General features: G+C 67.5%; 14 protein-coding genes. 13 read left to right on the top strand and 1 reads right to left on the bottom strand.

Features of this window, described 5'->3' with window-relative positions:
• The first annotated feature begins 33 nt into the window (after positions 1–33).
• The 4 genes from VO99_RS16915 (at position 34) to VO99_RS16900 (ending at position 5,121) form a co-directional block, all read left to right on the top strand.
• Positions 34–927 carry a transporter substrate-binding domain-containing protein gene (locus tag VO99_RS16915; protein ID WP_046114085.1) on the top strand — a complete coding sequence of 298 codons (894 nt, stop codon included), beginning with the start codon at positions 34–36 and terminating at the stop codon, positions 925–927.
• A 38-nt stretch (positions 928–965) separates the two neighbouring features.
• Complete coding sequence (locus VO99_RS16910; RefSeq protein ID WP_046114084.1) at positions 966–1,856, top strand: amino acid ABC transporter substrate-binding protein; 891 nt, start codon at positions 966–968, stop codon at positions 1,854–1,856.
• A 62-nt stretch (positions 1,857–1,918) separates the two neighbouring features.
• Positions 1,919–3,781: a sensor histidine kinase gene (locus VO99_RS16905; protein WP_198156971.1), complete on the top strand. Its 1,863-nt coding sequence runs from the start codon at positions 1,919–1,921 to the stop codon at positions 3,779–3,781.
• A complete protein-coding gene (locus VO99_RS16900) occupies positions 3,778–5,121 on the top strand; it encodes a sigma-54-dependent transcriptional regulator (protein ID WP_046114083.1) in 1,344 nt (447 codons plus the stop codon). The genes VO99_RS16905 and VO99_RS16900 overlap by 4 nt, the downstream gene beginning before the upstream one ends.
• Here the strand turns inward: VO99_RS16900 and VO99_RS16895 are convergent.
• Positions 5,118–5,846, bottom strand: coding sequence for a Crp/Fnr family transcriptional regulator (locus tag VO99_RS16895; protein WP_052736407.1), 729 nt, complete (start codon positions 5,844–5,846; stop codon positions 5,118–5,120). The two genes, VO99_RS16900 and VO99_RS16895, sit on opposite strands and share 4 nt — an antisense overlap.
• A 101-nt stretch (positions 5,847–5,947) precedes the next feature.
• On the opposite strand from VO99_RS16895, the gene VO99_RS16890 reads away from it, so the two are divergent.
• The 9 genes from VO99_RS16890 (at position 5,948) to VO99_RS16850 (ending at position 15,772) form a co-directional block, all read left to right on the top strand.
• On the top strand, positions 5,948–7,894 hold the full coding sequence (locus VO99_RS16890; RefSeq protein ID WP_157039602.1) for an AMP-dependent synthetase/ligase: 1,947 nt from the start codon (positions 5,948–5,950) through the stop codon (positions 7,892–7,894).
• A 35-nt stretch (positions 7,895–7,929) separates the two neighbouring features.
• Positions 7,930–8,781 carry an ABC transporter ATP-binding protein gene (locus VO99_RS16885; protein WP_375136403.1) on the top strand — a complete coding sequence of 284 codons (852 nt, stop codon included), beginning with the start codon at positions 7,930–7,932 and terminating at the stop codon, positions 8,779–8,781.
• A 22-nt stretch (positions 8,782–8,803) separates the two neighbouring features.
• Entirely contained in the window at positions 8,804–9,733 is a 930-nt protein-coding gene (locus tag VO99_RS16880) for a branched-chain amino acid ABC transporter permease (protein WP_046114081.1), read from the top strand.
• An 18-nt stretch (positions 9,734–9,751) separates the two neighbouring features.
• Entirely contained in the window at positions 9,752–10,816 is a 1,065-nt protein-coding gene (locus tag VO99_RS16875; protein ID WP_046114080.1) for a branched-chain amino acid ABC transporter permease, read from the top strand.
• Positions 10,817–10,862: 46 nt separating this feature from the next.
• Complete coding sequence (locus VO99_RS16870; protein WP_046114079.1) at positions 10,863–12,182, top strand: ABC transporter substrate-binding protein; 1,320 nt, start codon at positions 10,863–10,865, stop codon at positions 12,180–12,182.
• Between the two features lie 10 nt (positions 12,183–12,192).
• Complete coding sequence (locus VO99_RS16865) at positions 12,193–13,032, top strand: ABC transporter ATP-binding protein (protein ID WP_232315395.1); 840 nt, start codon at positions 12,193–12,195, stop codon at positions 13,030–13,032.
• 23 nt (positions 13,033–13,055) lie between these two features.
• Positions 13,056–13,352, top strand: coding sequence for a hypothetical protein (locus tag VO99_RS16860; protein ID WP_046114077.1), 297 nt, complete (start codon positions 13,056–13,058; stop codon positions 13,350–13,352).
• The gene (locus VO99_RS16855; RefSeq protein WP_046114076.1) at positions 13,349–14,659 is read left to right on the top strand and encodes a phenylacetate--CoA ligase family protein; all 1,311 of its coding nucleotides are present in this window, start codon (positions 13,349–13,351) and stop codon (positions 14,657–14,659) included. The genes VO99_RS16860 and VO99_RS16855 overlap by 4 nt, the downstream gene beginning before the upstream one ends.
• Positions 14,660–14,803: 144 nt before the next feature.
• Positions 14,804–15,772, top strand: coding sequence for a tripartite tricarboxylate transporter substrate-binding protein (locus VO99_RS16850; RefSeq protein WP_046114222.1), 969 nt, complete (start codon positions 14,804–14,806; stop codon positions 15,770–15,772).
• The last annotated feature ends 112 nt before the right edge of the window (positions 15,773–15,884 follow it).

Genomic DNA, 15,884 nt, shown 5'->3' with positions numbered 1-15,884 from the left:
TCGTGGGTTTGAGCTGCCGTGGTCGTGTCGTCGATGTCTGGAACCGTCTTTCGTGCCGTGCTGGTGTTGTGCTGTGGATGGGCCCTGGCCCTGCCGCTGCGGGCGCAGAACGACACGCTGGCCAAGATCTCCGAGACCGGCACCATCAGCCTGGGCCACCGCGAGTCGTCGGTGCCCTTCTCGTACTACGACGGCAAGCGCCAGGTGGTGGGCTACTCGCACGAGCTGATGCTGCAGCTGCTGGACGCCATCAAGACCGAGTTGAAGCTGCCGGCGCTCACGATCAAGCTGGTGCCGGTGACGCCGCAGAACCGCATACCGCTGGTGCAGAACGGCGCGGTGGACATCGAATGCGGCTCCACCACCCACAACGAGGAACGGGCGCGCCAGGTGGCGTTCTCCACCTCCATCTTCGTGATCGGCACCCGGCTGATGACCAACCGCCGCTCCGGCATCAAGGACTTCCCCGACCTGGCCGGGCGCAGCGTGGTGGTCACCGCCGCCACCACCTCCGAGCGGCTGCTGCGCACCTACAACGAGAGGCTGGGCGGCACCATCAACATCGTGGTGGCCAAGGACCATGGCGAGTCCTTCCAGCTGCTGGAGGTGGGCCGTGCCGAGGCCTTCATGATGGACGACGCGCTGCTCTACGGCGAGCGGGCCAAGGCCCAGCATCCCGAGGACTGGATCGTGGTCGGCACGCCGATGTCCGCCGAGGCCTATGGCTGCATGATGCGCCGGGGCGACGTGACGCTCAAGCGCATCGTCGACCGCGAGCTCACCCGCCTGATGCGGGACGGCGAGGCCCTGCGCATCTACGCCCGCTGGTTCCAGCGGCCCATTCCACCCAAGGGGCTGAACCTCAACTGGCCGCCTTCCGATGCCCTGCTGGAGCTGTACCGATCCCCGTCGGACAAGCCCCTGTGACCCCTCCACCGACCCCTGAGACGAAAGAAGAGACTCCCATGACCAAGACCCTGTTCGCGATCGCTGCGCTGCTGGCGCTGGGCACCGCACATGCCGACACGCTGAAGAAGATCAAGGACACCGGCACGGTGACCGTCGGCACCCGCGAGTCGTCCGGCGCGCTGGCCTTCACGCTGGGCGACGGCAAGTACACCGGCTTCCATTACGACATCTGCCAGAACGTGCTGGCGGACGTGCAGAAGCAGCTGGGCATGAGCAAGCTGGACATCAAGTACCAGCCCGTCACCTCGCAGAACCGCATCCCGCTGGTGACCAACGGCACGGTGGACATCGAGTGCGGCTCCACCACCAACAATGCCACGCGCCAGAAGGACGTGGCCTTCGCCGTCACCACCTACGTGGAAGAGGTGCGCATCGCCGTCAAGGCCAACTCGGGCATCAACAAGATCGAGGACCTGAAGGGCAAGACCATCGCCACCACCACCGGCACCACCTCGGTCCAGACGCTGCGCAAGCACCGCCGCGCCAGCGGGCTGGAGTTCAAGGAGGTGATGGGCAAGGACCACTCCGACTCCTTCCTGCTGCTGGAATCGGGCCGCGCCGATGCCTTCGTGATGGACGGCCAGATCCTGGCGGGCAACATCAGCAAGTCCAAGGCCCCGGCCGACTTCAAGATCGTGGGTGAAGTGCTGTCGGTCGAGCCGATCGCTATCATGATCCGCAAGGACGACCCGGCCTTCAAGAAGGCGGTCGACGACAGCATCAAGGCCCAGATCGCCCGGGGCGACGTGGCCAAGCTGTACGACAAGTGGTTCATGCAGCCGATTCCGCCCACCAACACCAAGGTGGGCCTGCCGGCATCCGATGCCACCAAGGCGGCATGGGCCAATCCGAATGACAAGCCGATGGAAGAGTACGCAGAGAAGTGATCGGACCCGAGGCGCCTGGCAGGCTGGTCCTGCCGGTATGGCGCCGATTGTTGTGGGGTGCGGTGGCCGTCGGCCTCATCGTGTGCAGTGCCTGGCTCGGCTTCACGCTGAGCGAGAACCGCGGCATTGCCACCTTGCGTGCCGAATCCAACCACCGGCTGGACCTGTTCGCCTCCGCGGTGGAGGGCATGGTCAAGCGGCTGGAGCATGTGCCGGCCACCATCCAGCTCAGCCATGACGTGCTGAACCTGCTGCGCGAGCCGGGCAACCCGCGCCGCGTGCAGGCCGCCGACAGCTACCTGCGCCGGCTGAATGCCCACGTGGGCAGCATGTCGGCCTTCGTGCTGAACGACCGCGGCGTGGTGCTGGCTTCCAGCAACGCCGACCGCAGCGACGACAGCCGGGTGGGCGAGGACGTGTCCTTCCGCCCCTATTTCCTGGAAGCCCTGTCCGGCCGTGTCGGCCGGCATTTCGCCATCGGCGTTCGCGGCGAGCCGGGCTACTTCGTGTCCCATCCCATCCGCGACGGCGCGCGCGTTATCGGCGTGGCCGCCATCAAGATCAGCCTCGAGCCCATCGACCAGACCTGGCAGATGGTGGGTGCACCGGCGCTGCTGGCCGATGCCAACCAGGTGGTGATCCACTCGTCCCAACCCGGCTGGCGTTACACCGCGCTGGTGGATCTGCCAGTGGAGCGGCGCGTGGACCTGCTGCTCACCCGCATGTACAACAGCATGCGCATCCGGGCGTTTCCCCTGTCGCCGATGCTGTGGATCGGCGAGGACGGCCAGCTGCTGGACGGCCCGGGCACCGGCGGCCAGCAGCAGATGCTGCGACGGGCCACCGGCACCGGCATGCTGGTGATGAGCCGCCCGCTGGACGGCATGGACTGGCGGGTGATGCTGTTCCTGGACCTGCGCGAGGTGCGCACCGCCGCCGCGCTCAACGGCATGATGGCCTCGGTGGTGGCGGCCTTCCTGCTGCTGCTGGCGCTGTTCATCGCGCAGCGCCGGCGCATCCAGCGCCAGCGGCTGGAGTCGCGTGCGCTGCTGGAGCGGGCCAATGCCGACCTGGAGCAGAAGGTGGCCATGCGCACGCTGGACCTCACCGCAGCCAACGACCGGCTGCGAAAGGAGGTGGCCGACCGCGAGCAGGCCGAGAAGACGCTGCGCGCCACGCAGAGCGAGCTGGTGCATGCCGGCAAGATGGCCGTGCTGGGCCAGCTGGCCACCGGCATCACGCATGAACTGACGCAGCCGCTGGGCGCCATCCGCACGCTGTCGGGCAATGCCATCGAGTTCCTCAAGCGCGGCGACATGAACACGCTGTCGGGCAACCTGGGCATCATCGCCCGGCTGGCCGACCAGATGGGCGGCATCATCCATCCGCTCAAGGGCTTCGCCCGCAAGTCGGAGCCGCTGCCGGCGCGCACCGACGTGGCGGTGGCCATCGGCAATGCGCTGTTCCTGTTCGGCCTGCGGCTGCGCAAGGAACATGTGGAGGTGGTCAACCTCTGCGAGACCGGCGTGGTGACCGCCTGGTGCGACGCCAACCGGCTGGAGCAGGTGCTGATCAACCTGGTGGGCAATGCCATCGACGCGATGGACGGCCAGCCGGTGAAGACGTTGACGCTGGCCGCCGGCTACGAGGAAGCGGCGCCCGGCGATGCGGTGGAGCGCTGGGCCCGCATTGACGTGATCGACAGCGGCGCGGGGCTGGACCCCGCCATCCTGTCGCATCTGTTCGAGCCCTTCTTCACCACCAAGACACAAGGCGCCGGGCTGGGCCTGGGGCTTGCCATCTCGCGGGACATTGCCCGCGAGTTCGGCGGCGACATCGTGGCCCACGGCCACCCGGACGGCGGTGCGTGCTTCAGCCTGCGGCTGCCGGCCGCCGCCACCGTGCAGGAGACATCGATTCCATGACCAACGATCTATCCGTTCTGATCGTCGAGGACGATCCGCATGTGCAGCTGGGCTGCGTGCAGGCCATGCAGCTGGCCGACCTGCCGGTCAACGCGGTGGATAACGCCGAGGCCGCGCTGCAGCGCGTGCAGGAAGGATTTGCCGGCGTCATCGTCACCGACATGCGCCTGCCCGGCGCCGACGGCCTGTCGCTGGTGCGGCATTGCCGGGAGATCGACGACGGCCTGCCGGTCATCATGATCACCGGCCACGGCGACGTGAGCCTGGCGGTGGAGGCCATGCGCAGCGGCGCCTACGACTTCATCCCCAAGCCGTTCTCGCCAGAGACGCTGACCGAGGTGGTGCGCCGCGCGATGGAAAAGCGCGCGCTGACGATGGAAGTGGCCACGCTGCGCCGCATGCTGGACACCCGTAGCGGGCTGGAAGGCCGGCTGATGGGCCGCTCACCGCAGATCGAGCGGGTGCGCCAGCTGATCCGCGAGGTGGCCGACAGCCCGGTGGACGTGCTGATCCATGGCGAGACGGGCACCGGCAAGGAGGTGGTGGCGCAGAGCCTGCACGAGATGTCGGTGCGCAAGGCAGGCCCCTTCGTGGCGCTGAACTGCGGCGGCATGCCCGACAACCTGCTGGATAGCGAGCTCTTCGGTCATGAGGCGGGTGCCTTCACCGGCGCGCAGAAGCGCCGCGTGGGCAAGATCGAATACGCCAACGGCGGCACCTTGTTCCTGGACGAGGTGGAGAGCATGCCCATGGGCATGCAGATCAAGCTGCTGCGCGTGCTGCAGGACCGCCGCATCGAGCGGCTGGGCAGCAACCACAGCGTGCCGGTGGACGTGCGCGTGGTGGCCGCCACCAAGGACGACCTGCTGCAGCGCGCCAGCGAGAACGCCTTCCGCGCCGACCTGTACTACCGGCTGAACGTGGTTCAGATCGAGCTGCCGCCGCTGCGCGAGCGGCGCGAGGACATCCCGCTGCTGACCGAGCACTTCATGCTGCTGGCCGCCAGCCGCTATGGCCGCACCCAGCCGCCGGTGACGGTGGAGCAGATGCAGCGGCTGATGGCTCATTCCTGGCCGGGCAACGTGCGCGAGCTGCGCAACGTGGCCGAATGCCTGGTGCTGGGCATCCGCAAGGATGTGCTGGGCGCCGGCCCCGCCGCAGTTGGCGAGCATGCGGACGCCAGTGCCTCGCTGGTGGAGATGGTGGAGGGCTTCGAGCGCAGCCTGATCGCGGCCGAGCTGGCCCGCAACGGCGGCAACATCGCCCACAGCGCCAAGGCGCTGCGCGTGGCCAAGACCACGCTGAACGACAAGATCCGCAAGTACGGGCTGCAGGGCTAGCGCCGGTAGCGGCGCAGCGCCTCCAGGTCCAGCACCTGCACGCCGCCGTATTCCACGCGGATGAGCGCGGCGGCCTGCAGCACGCGCAGCGCCTCGTTCACCCGCTGGCGCGAAAGGCCCACCAGGTAGGCCAGCTCCTGCTGCGTGATGCGCAGCAGCGTGCCCACGCCGGGAAACAGCACCGGGTGGAACAGCCCGGCCAGGCTGCGTGCCACGCGGCTGTCCGGGTCGGTCAGGCGGTCGGTCTCGCGCGCGGCGATGAACTGGCTCACCCGCTCGTTGAGCTGGTTCATCAAGTAGCGGTTGAAGGGAATGCTGCGCTCCAGCAGCCACTCGAAGGTGTCGATCGGCAGGCCGGCCACCACGCTGCGGCGCAGCGTCTCGATGTTGTAGCGGTAGCTCTCGCGCTTGAGCAGCGTGCCCTCGCCGAACCAGGCGCCTGGCGGCAGGCCGGAATAGGTGATGGCGGCCTCCACCGAGGCGTCGTTGGTCATCTTGAGCAGCCCATCCACCACGCCGAACCAGTAGTTGGCGCGGCGGCCGATCTTGCACACCAAGTCGCCGGGGTCGGCATCGGCCACCTCCAGGTCGGCCACCACGCGGGCGCGGTGTTCGTCATCCAGCACCTGCAGCCACGGCACCATCGACAGCTCGGCCGCGGTCGCGGCGCGGGCGCGGGCACGCAAGGCGGAGCCGGGGCGATGGTGGGCGCTGGACGGGTTCATGCGGGAAAGCACCGGGGCGGGCTGTCCCTAGGATTGTCGTCAGAACGACAAGCGGGCGTCAATTTCTTTCCTACAGTGCTTTCAACACAAGGAGACATGCCTTGGAAGACACCTTTCCGCGGTTGATGCTCGAACACGCACGCCAGCGCCCCACGGCGCCGGCGCTGCGCGAGAAGGAATACGGCATCTGGCAGACGCTCACCTGGCAGCAGTTGGCCGACATGGTGCGTGCGCTGGCCGCGGGCCTGCATGCGGCCGGCCTGCGCCGCGGCCAGCACCTGGTGGTGATCGGCGAGAACCGGCCGCGGCTGTATGCCAGCATGCTGGCCGCACAGAGCATCGGCGCGGTGCCGGTGCCGCTGTACCAGGACGCGGTGGGCGCGGAGTTCGTCTTCCCGATCAACAACGCCGAGATCGCCTTCGCGGTGGTGGAAGACCAGGAGCAGCTCGACAAGCTCATCGAGATCCGCCCCCAGTGCCCGCAGCTCACCCGCCTGTGGTTCGACGACCCGCGCGGCCTGCGCAGCTACGCCGAGCCGGGCATGGCCTCGCTCGACGATCTGCTGGCCGAAGGGCAGGAGTTCAACCAGCGCCAGCCTGCCTTCTTCGATGCCGAGGTGGCGCAGGCACAGGCCACCGACGTGGCCGCGATGTTCTTCACCTCCGGCACCACCGGCAATCCAAAGGGCGTGGTGCACACGCATGCCTCGCTGCTGGACCGCGCGCGTGCCGGCCAGAGCTTCGACAAGCTCACGGCGCAGGAAGAGGTGCTGGCCTACCTGCCGCCCGCGTGGATCGGCCAGAACATCTTCAGCTATGCGCAGTGGCTGGCCTGCGGCTACGTGGTGAACTGCCCCGAGTCCAGCGCCACGGTGACGATCGACTTGAAGGAGATCGGCCCCACCTACTACTTCGCGCCGCCACGCATCTTCGAGGGCCTGCTCACCAGCGTGATGATCCGCATGGAGGACGCCGGCCGCCTCAAGCGCTGGCTGTTCCACCGCTGCCTGGCCCTGGCCAAGCGCGTGGGCCCGGCGCTGATGGACGGGCAGCCCGTGGGCGCGCTCGACAAGCTCAAGTACAAGCTGGGCGACCTGGTGATGTACGGCCCGCTGCGCAACACGCTGGGCCTGTCGCGGGTGCGGGTGGCCTATACCGCGGGCGAGGCCATCGGGCCCGACCTGTTCAGCTTCTACCGCTCGATCGGCATCAACCTGAAGCAGCTGTACGGCAGCACCGAGACCGCCGTGTTCGTGTGCCTGCAGCCCGACCATGAGGTGAAGGCCGACACCGTCGGCGTGCCCATCGATGGCGTGGAGATCCAGGTGACGCCCAGCGGCGAGATCCTGGTGCGCTCGCCCGGGCTGCTCAAGGGCTACTACAAGAACGACGCCGCCACCGCGGAGGTGCTGACGTCGGACGGCTGGTACCGCACCGGCGACGCCGGCTTCATCGACGCCGGCGGCCACCTGAAGATCATCGACCGCGCCAAGGACGTGGGCCGCATTGCCGGCGGCCCCAACGACGGCGCGATGTTCGCGCCCAAGTACGTGGAGAACAAGCTGAAGTTCTTCCCGCACATCAAGGAGGCGGTGGCCTTCGGCGATGGCCGCGACCGCGTGTGCGCCTTCATCAACATCGACTTCGAGGCGGTGGGCAACTGGGCCGAGCGGCGCAACCTGCCCTATGCCGGCTACACCGACCTGGCCGCCAAGCCCGAGGTGACGGAGCTGATCCGCGATTGCGTGGAGAAGGTCAATGCCGACCTGGCCAGCGACGAGCGCCTGGCCGGCTCGCAGATCAGCCGCTTCCTGGTGCTGCACAAGGAGCTGGACGCCGACGACGGCGAGCTGACGCGCACCCGGAAGGTCCGCCGCGGCTTCATCGCCGACCGCTATGCGGTGCTGGTGGATGCGCTGTACGGCGGCAAGTCCGAGCAGTTCATCGAGACCGCGGTGAAGTACGAGGACGGGCGCACCGGCGTGGTCTCGGCCACCCTGAAGATCATCGACGCGAAGACCTTCGCACCCGTTGGAAAGGCAGCCTGATGAGCCACGCGGCACAAGCGATCGAACCGGGTGCGATGTTCACCACGCAGCCGCCCGCACAAGGCAGCGGCGCGCTGCCGGCGGCGCAGCAGCCGACGGACACCGGCGGCCGCCGCATCGGCGAGGTCATCCTGGACGTGCGCAACATCAGCCTGCGCTTCGGCGGCGTGAAGGCGCTCACCGACATCAGCTTCAACGTGCGCGAGCACGAGGTGCGCGCCATCATCGGCCCCAACGGGGCCGGCAAGAGCTCGATGCTCAACTGCATCAACGGCGTGTACCAGCCGCAGGAAGGCGCCATCACCTTCCGCGGCCAGACCTTCAAGCACATGAACTCGCGCCAGGTGGCCGAGATGGGCGTGGCCCGCACCTTCCAGAACCTGGCCCTGTTCAAGGGCATGAGCGTGCTGGACAACATCATGACCGGCCGCAACCTGCGCATGAAGAGCAACATCTTCCTGCAGGCGCTGCGCTGGGGCCCGGCCGAGCGCGAGGAGATCGCCCACCGCGAGAAGGTGGAACGCATCATCGACTTCCTCGAGATCCAGGCCTGGCGCAAGACGCCGGTGGGCCGCCTGCCCTATGGCCTGCAGAAGCGCGTGGACCTGGGCCGTGCGCTGGCGATGGAGCCGCAGGTGCTGCTGCTCGACGAGCCGATGGCCGGCATGAACGTCGAGGAGAAACAGGACATGTGCCGCTTCATCCTCGACGTGAACGACGAGTTCGGCACCACCATCGTGCTGATCGAGCACGACATGGGCGTGGTGATGGACATCTCCGACCGCGTGGTGGTGCTGGACTACGGCAAGAAGATCGGCGACGGCACGCCTGACGAGGTGCGTGTGAATGAAGACGTCGTGCGTGCCTACCTCGGCACCTCAGATTGACCGGCCGCCGCAGGAGTAGCGCATGGGCTTTTTTCTCGAAACGCTGTTCGGCGGCCTGATGGCCGGCATGCTGTACGCACTGGTGGCGCTGGGCTTCGTGCTCATCTTCAAGGCCAGCGGCGTGTTCAATTTCGCGCAGGGCGCGATGGTGCTGTTCGCGGCGCTGTCGATGGCGCGCTTCTCGGAGTGGCTGCCGCAGTGGTTCGGCTTCAGCAGCGCGCTGCTGGCCAACGTGCTGGCCATCATCGTGTCCATCGGCGTGATGATCGTGCTGGCCTGGCTGATCGAGCGGCTGGCCCTGCGGCAACTGGTCGGGCAGGAGCCCATCGCGCTGCTGATGGCCACGCTGGGCATCACCTACTTCGTCGACGGCGCGGGCCAGCTGATCTTTGGCAGCGCCACCTACAAGATCGACGTGGGCATGCCCAAGGACCCGATGATCCTGTTCGAGAACACGTTCCAGGGCGGCCTGCTGCTCAGCAAGGAAGACCTGTATGCCGCGCTGGTGTCGGCGGTGCTGGTGGCCTGCCTGTCGCTGTTCTTCCAGAAGACGGCCACCGGCCGCGCGCTGCGTGCCGTGGCCGATGACCACCAGGCCGCACAGTCCATCGGCATCCCGCTGTCGCGCATCTGGGTCATCGTGTGGTCCATCGGCGGCATCGTCGCGCTGGTGGCCGGGATCATCTGGGGCAGCAAGCTGGGCGTGCAGTTCAGCATCTCGCTGGTGGCGTTGAAGGCGCTGCCGGTGGTGATCCTCGGCGGCCTCACCTCGGTGCCCGGCGCCATCGTGGGCGGCCTGATCATCGGCTCGGGCGAGAAGCTGTCCGAGATCTACCTCGGCCCCTTCCTCGGCGGCGGCATCGAGAACTGGTTTGCCTACGTGCTGGCGCTGGGCTTCCTGCTCGTCCGCCCGCAAGGCCTGTTCGGCGACAAGATCATCGACCGCGTCTGACCCCCACCGGAGACCTCCATGCTCTATCGTGAGAACGGTCAGTTCAAGCAGACCTACCGCACCGACCTGCAGATCTTTCCCGTGCTGCAGGACAAGGTGGCGATCCAGCTGCTGCTGGTGCTGGCCTTCGTCGCGGTGCCCTTCGTCGCCAGCGACTACGCCTTCCGCGCCATCCTCATCCCCTTCCTCATCCTGTCGCTGGCGGCGATGGGCCTGAACATCCTGGTGGGCTACTGCGGCCAGATCTCGCTGGGCACCGGCGCCTTCATGGCCATCGGGGCCTATGCCGCCTACAACCTGCAGGTGCGCATCGACGGCATGCCCTTGCTGTTGGCATTGATCGGCGGCGGCGTGTGCGCCACGGTGTTCGGCGTGCTGTTCGGCATCCCCAGCCTGCGAATCCGCGGGCTGTACCTGGCGGTGGCCACGCTGGCGGCGCAGTTCTTCACCGACTGGTTCACCAACCGCGTGCCCTGGGTCACCAACAACTCGTCGTCCGGCTCGGTCAGCGTGCGCGAGCTGTCCATCCTCGGCATGCCCATCGAGACCCCGGCGCAGAAGTACCTGCTGTGCCTGGCCATCGTGGTGGTGTTCGGGCTGCTGTCCAAGAACCTGGTGCGTGGCGCCATCGGCCGCCAGTGGATGGCCATCCGCGACATGGACGTGGCCGCGGCCGTGATCGGCATCCGGCCGGTGTACGCCAAGCTGTCGGCCTTTGCGGTCAGCAGCTTCATCGTCGGCGTGGCCGGCGCGCTGTGGGGCTTCGTGCACCTGGGCTCGTGGGAGCCGGCCGCCTTCAGCATCGACCGCTCGTTCCAGCTGCTGTTCATGGTGATCATCGGCGGGCTGGGCTCCATCTCGGGCGCCTTCTTCGGCGCGGCCTTCATCGTGCTGCTGCCGCTGCTGCTGAACTACGTGCCGCACTGGCTGGGGCTGCCGCTGTCGACCGCCACCGCCTCGCACCTGGAGCACATGATCTTCGGCGCGCTGATCGTGTTCTTCCTGATCGTGGAGCCGCACGGGCTGGCGCGCCTGTGGCTCACCGCCCGCGAGAAGCTGCGCCTGTGGCCCTTCCCCCATTGATTCCTGCCAGACCCATAACAGACACACACACCGGAGACCGACCACCATGAAGTTCGCTTCCTTCTCCCTCACCGCTGCGGCGTTCGCTGCCGCTCTGTCGCTTGGCACCGCACCCACCGCCGTGCAGGCGCAGGCCGCCGAGCAGTTCGTGCCGCTGCTGGTCTACCGCACCGGCCAGTTCGCGCCGCTGGGCATTCCCTGGGCCGACGGCAAGCAGGACTACCTGAAGCTGGTGAATGCACGTGACGGCGGCGTCAACGGCGTGAAGCTGGTGTTCGAGGAATGCGAGACCGCCTACGACGCCGCCAAGGGCGTGGAGTGCTACGAGCGGCTGAAGACCAAGGGCACCGGCGCCTCGGGCTTCGACCCGCAGTCCACCGGCATCACCTTCGCGGTGACCGACAAGGCCTTCAACGACAAGGTGGCCATCCAGACGCTGGGCTATGGCCTGTCGCAGTCGGTGGACGGCACGGTGTTCGAGTGGAACTTCCCGCTGCTGGGCACCTACTGGACGGCCGCCGACGTGATGATCCAGGACATCCTGAAGAAGGAGAAGGGCAGCCTCAAGGGCAAGAAGATCGCCCTCGTCTACCACGACTCGCCCTACGGCAAGGAGCCGATCCCGCTGCTGCAGAAGCGCGCCGCCAAGGACGGCTTCGAGCTGGCGCTGTTCCCGGTCACGCCGCCCGGCGTGGAGCAGAAGTCCACCTGGCTGCAAATCCGCCAGCAGCGGCCCGACTATGTGCTGTTCTGGTCGGCCGGCGTGATGACGCCCGCCGGCATCCGCGAGGCGCAGGCCAGCGGCTTCCCGCGGGAGAAGATGTACGCGATCTGGTGGGCCGGCTCCGACCACGACGTGAAGGACATCGGTGCCGGTGCCAAGGGCTACAACGCCATCACCGTGCACAACAGCGCGGCCCGCGACAAGGTGCATGACGACCTGAAGAAGTTCGTCTACGAGAAGGGCCAGGGCACCGCCAGCAACGACAGCAGCGTGGGCGTGATGGCCCACACCCGCGGCATGATGATCTCGATGCTGCAGGTGGAAGCCATCCGCACCGCCCAGGAGAAGTATGGCAAGGGCAAGACGCTGACGCCCGAGCAGGTGAAGTGGGGCTTCGAGAACCTGGACCTCAGCGCCGACCGGCTCAAGGCCCTGGGCTTCGGCGAGATCATGCGGCCGGTCAAGACCTCGTGTAGCAACCACATGGGCACCGACTGGGCCCGCATCGTCCAGTGGGACGGCGGCAAGTGGAACATCACCTCCGACTGGTACCAGGCCGATCAATCGCTGATCGACCCGCTGGTCAAGGAGATGTCCGCCAAGTACGCCAAGGACAAGAACATCAAGCCCCGCAGCTGCTGAGCGCCATCGCATGCAACCCGCAGCCATGCCCCAGGCCGAAGCCGGCCGCCGCGACTTCCTCGACGTCAACGGCATCGAGGTGATCTACAACCATGTGATCCTCGTCTTGAAGGGCGTGTCGCTGCGCGTGGAGGAAGGCGCCATCGTCGCGCTGCTGGGCGCCAACGGCGCCGGCAAGACGACCACGCTGCGCGCGGTGTCCAACCTGCTGCATGCCGAGCGCGGCGCGGTCACCAAGGGCTCGATCGCGCTGCGCGGCGAGCGCATCGAGAACCTCACGCCAGCCAGCCTCGTGGACCGTGGCGTGATCCAGGTGATGGAGGGCCGGCACTGCTTTGCCCACCTCACCATCGAAGAGAACCTGATGACCGGCGCCTACACCCGGCGCGACGGCCGCGCCGCGGTGGCCGAGACGCTGGAGAAGGTCTACGCCTATTTCCCGCGACTCAAGACCCGCCGCACCAGCCAGGCCGCCTACACCTCGGGCGGCGAGCAGCAGATGTGCGCCATCGGCCGCGCGCTCATGGCCAACCCGCGCATGGTGCTGCTGGACGAGCCGTCGATGGGCCTGGCGCCGCAGATCGTGGAAGAGGTGTTCGAGATCGTGAAGGACCTCAACACCAAGGAAGGCGTCACCTTCCTGCTGGCCGAGCAGAACACCAACATGGCCCTGCGCTATGCCGACTTCGGCTACATCCTCGAGAGCGGCCGCGTGGTGATGGACGGCCCCGCCGCCTCGCTGCGCGAGAACGAGGACGTGAAGGAGTTCTACCTCGGCACCGGCGGCGAGGGGCGCAAGAGCTTCCGCGACGTCAAGAGCTACAAGCGCCGCAAGCGCTGGCTGGCCTGAACTTTCCTGGAGGGCTGCAGCCCATGTCCGACACCCCCGACTTCTTCGCCCTGCCGGCCTTCAAGCCGGCGGAGGCGCTGGTGCAGCTCAAGCGCCAGCTGCGCGACCTGCGCCTGACCGAACGCGGCGACCGCTACGAGCTGGCCGGCCTGGCCGTGGCCGAGCTGGCCGCCACCGACACCACCCTGGAAGCGCGCCTGGTCAGGCGGCCCGCCCGCACGCCCGAGTGGACGACGCACCGGCTGGCGTCCAGCGCCGATGTGCGTCGCTTCGTCGACCACGTGAAATCCCAACTGGCGCGCTGGCGCGACGACGAATGAAGGCTGCCGAGCATTTCGACGCGCTGGAGACACGCGACCCTGCCGAGCGCGAAGCCGCGCTGATGGCCGCGCTGCCCGCGCACCTGGCGCAGGCGAAAGCGCAAAGCCCAGCCCAGGCTTTGCGGCTGGCCGGCATCGACGCCGCCTCGGTGACCTCGCGCGAGGCACTGGCCCGCCTGCCGGTGCTCCGCAAACATGAACTGCTGGCATTGCAGCAGGCTCACCGCCAGGCGCGGCCGGATGCACTTGCGGACGGTGTGGCGGCGGGCGATCCCTTCGCCGGCTTTGCCGCTGCGGGCTGGAACGGCCTGCGCCTGCCTCGCCCGGCCAAGCGGGTGTTCCAGTCGCCCGGCCCCCTCTACGAGCCCCAGGGTCGCAGCAGCGATTCCTGGCGGTTGGCGCGTGCGATGCATGCGGCTGGCTTCCGCGCCGGCGACCTGGTGCACAACAGCTTCAGCTACCACCTCACCCCCGCCGGCGCCATGATGGAAGAAGGTGCCCTGGCGCTCGGCTGCACCGTGTTCCCTGGCGGCGTCGGCAACACCGAGCTGCAGCTGCAGGCGATGGCCGAGCTGCGGCCTCATGGCTACTGCGGCACGCCCAGCTTCCTCAAGATCGCGCTCGAGAAGGCCGCCGAGCAGCAGCTGGCGTTGCCGTCGCTGCGCAAGGCATTGGTCAGCGGCGAGGCGTTTCCGCCGTCCCTGCGCGACTGGCTGCACGAACGCGGCGTGGCGGCCTTCCAGTGCTATGCCACTGCCGACCTGGGCCTCATCGCCTATGAAACCGAGGCGCGGGAAGGCCTGGTGCTGGACGAAGAGGTCATCGTCGAGATCGTGCGGCCCGGCACCGGTGACCCGGTGGCCGACGGAGAGGTGGGCGAGGTGGTGGTCACCACCTTCGACGCCGACTATCCGCTGATCCGCTTTGGCACCGGCGACCTGAGCGCGGTGTTGCCCGGCCCTTGTCCCACCGGCCGCACCCAGACCCGCATCCGCGGCTGGATGGGCCGTGCCGACCAGACCACCAAGGTGCGCGGCATGTTCGTGCATCCCAGCCAGGTGGCCGAGGTGCTGCGGCGCCACCCCGCCGTGGGCCGCGCGCGGCTGGTGGTGGAGGGCGAGATGGCCAACGACCGCATGACACTGCATGCCGAGGTGACCGAGGAGGGGCCCAGCGGCCCGCTGGCCGAACAGCTGGCGGCCAGCGTGCGCGACGTCACCAAGCTGCGCGCCGATGTGCAGCTGGTGGCCGACGGCAGCCTGCCCAACGACGGTGTGGTCATCGAGGACAAGCGAAGCTACCGCTGAGCGCAGCGCAAGGTGCGGATTTTGTCGCATGAGGGGTGGACATCGGGCCACTCCCTACGTAGTCCCCGACGACCCGGCGGCGCGTGCTTGTCTAGCATCACGCACCGTGCGCATGCACCTCAAACCAAGGAGCTTCGTTCCATGATGAAAAAGTTTTTGATTGGCGGCGCATTGGCTGCGGTGAGCGCCGCAGTGTTTGCGCAATACCCCACCCGCCCGGTGACGATCATCGTCCCGTTCACCGCCGGTGGTCCCACCGACAAGGTGGCGCGTGACCTCGCTGAAGCCCTGCGCAAGCCGCTGGGCGGCACCATCATCATCGAAAACGTCGGTGGCGCCGGCGGCACGCTGGGCGCCGCCAAGGTCGCCAAGGCTGCACCGGACGGCTACACCCTGCTGCTGCACCACATCGGCATGGCCACCTCGCCCGCCCTGTACCGCAGCCTGCCGTACAAGACGATGGAAGACTTCGAGTACCTCGGTCTCGTCAACGAGGTGCCGATGACCCTGATCGGCCGCCCCACCCTGCCGGCCAACAACTACGCCGAGCTGGTGAAGTGGCTGGAGTCGAACAAGGGCAAGGTCAACCTGGCGAATGCCGGCCTGGGCGCGGCCTCGCATTTGTGCGGTCTGCTGCTGCAGTCGACGATGAAGAGCGACATGACCACCGTGCCCTACAAGGGCACCGCCCCGGCCATGAACGACATCCTGGGCGGCCAGGTCGACATCATGTGCGACCAGACCACCAATACCTCGGGCCAGATCGAGGCCGGCAAGGTCAAGGCATTTGCCGTCACCACCACGCAGCGCCTCACGACGCCGGCGCTGTCCAAGCTGCCTACTCTGGATGAATCCGGCCTGAAGGGCTTCAACGTCACCATTTGGCACGGCCTCTATGCCCCCAAGGGCACTCCGGCCGCCGTCCTGGAGAAGGTCAACGCCTCGCTGCGCACCGCGCTGAAGGACGCTGACTTCGTCAAGCGCCAGGAAGCGCTGGGCGCTGTCGTCGTCACCGACAGCCGTGTGGGTTCTGCCGAGCACAAGAAGTTTGTGCAAGCCGAAATCGACAAGTGGACGCCGGTTATCAAGGCTGCAGGCCAGTACGCCGACTGATTCAGTCGTCGCTCAACGTCAAACGGCCCTTCGGGGCCGTTTTCTTTTGTCGGAGCCAGGAATGTCTCGTCCCCAAAGGCAAAAACCCCCGCACAACTGTTCGTTATGCGGG

Source organism: Aquincola tertiaricarbonis, assembly GCF_000969605.1.
Classification (GTDB): Bacteria; Pseudomonadota; Gammaproteobacteria; order Burkholderiales; family Burkholderiaceae_C; genus Aquincola; species Aquincola tertiaricarbonis.
This window is presented reverse-complemented; position numbering and strand designations above follow the sequence as displayed.

Bases quoted from the DNA above. Each gene is read 5' to 3' on its own strand.
- VO99_RS16915 (WP_046114085.1), top strand. From the start codon at position 34: ATGTCTGGAACCGTCTTTCGTGCCGTGCTGGTGTTGTGCTGTGGATGG.
- VO99_RS16910 (WP_046114084.1), top strand. From the start codon at position 966: ATGACCAAGACCCTGTTCGCGATCGCTGCGCTGCTGGCGCTGGGCACC.
- VO99_RS16900 (WP_046114083.1), top strand. From the start codon at position 3,778: ATGACCAACGATCTATCCGTTCTGATCGTCGAGGACGATCCGCATGTG.
- VO99_RS16895 (WP_052736407.1), bottom strand. From the start codon at position 5,846: ATGAACCCGTCCAGCGCCCACCATCGCCCCGGCTCCGCCTTGCGTGCC.
- VO99_RS16885 (WP_375136403.1), top strand. From the start codon at position 7,930: ATGTTCACCACGCAGCCGCCCGCACAAGGCAGCGGCGCGCTGCCGGCG.
- VO99_RS16880 (WP_046114081.1), top strand. From the start codon at position 8,804: ATGGGCTTTTTTCTCGAAACGCTGTTCGGCGGCCTGATGGCCGGCATG.
- VO99_RS16875 (WP_046114080.1), top strand. From the start codon at position 9,752: ATGCTCTATCGTGAGAACGGTCAGTTCAAGCAGACCTACCGCACCGAC.
- VO99_RS16870 (WP_046114079.1), top strand. From the start codon at position 10,863: ATGAAGTTCGCTTCCTTCTCCCTCACCGCTGCGGCGTTCGCTGCCGCT.
- VO99_RS16865 (WP_232315395.1), top strand. From the start codon at position 12,193: ATGCAACCCGCAGCCATGCCCCAGGCCGAAGCCGGCCGCCGCGACTTC.
- VO99_RS16860 (WP_046114077.1), top strand. From the start codon at position 13,056: ATGTCCGACACCCCCGACTTCTTCGCCCTGCCGGCCTTCAAGCCGGCG.
- VO99_RS16855 (WP_046114076.1), top strand. From the start codon at position 13,349: ATGAAGGCTGCCGAGCATTTCGACGCGCTGGAGACACGCGACCCTGCC.
- VO99_RS16850 (WP_046114222.1), top strand. From the start codon at position 14,804: ATGAAAAAGTTTTTGATTGGCGGCGCATTGGCTGCGGTGAGCGCCGCA.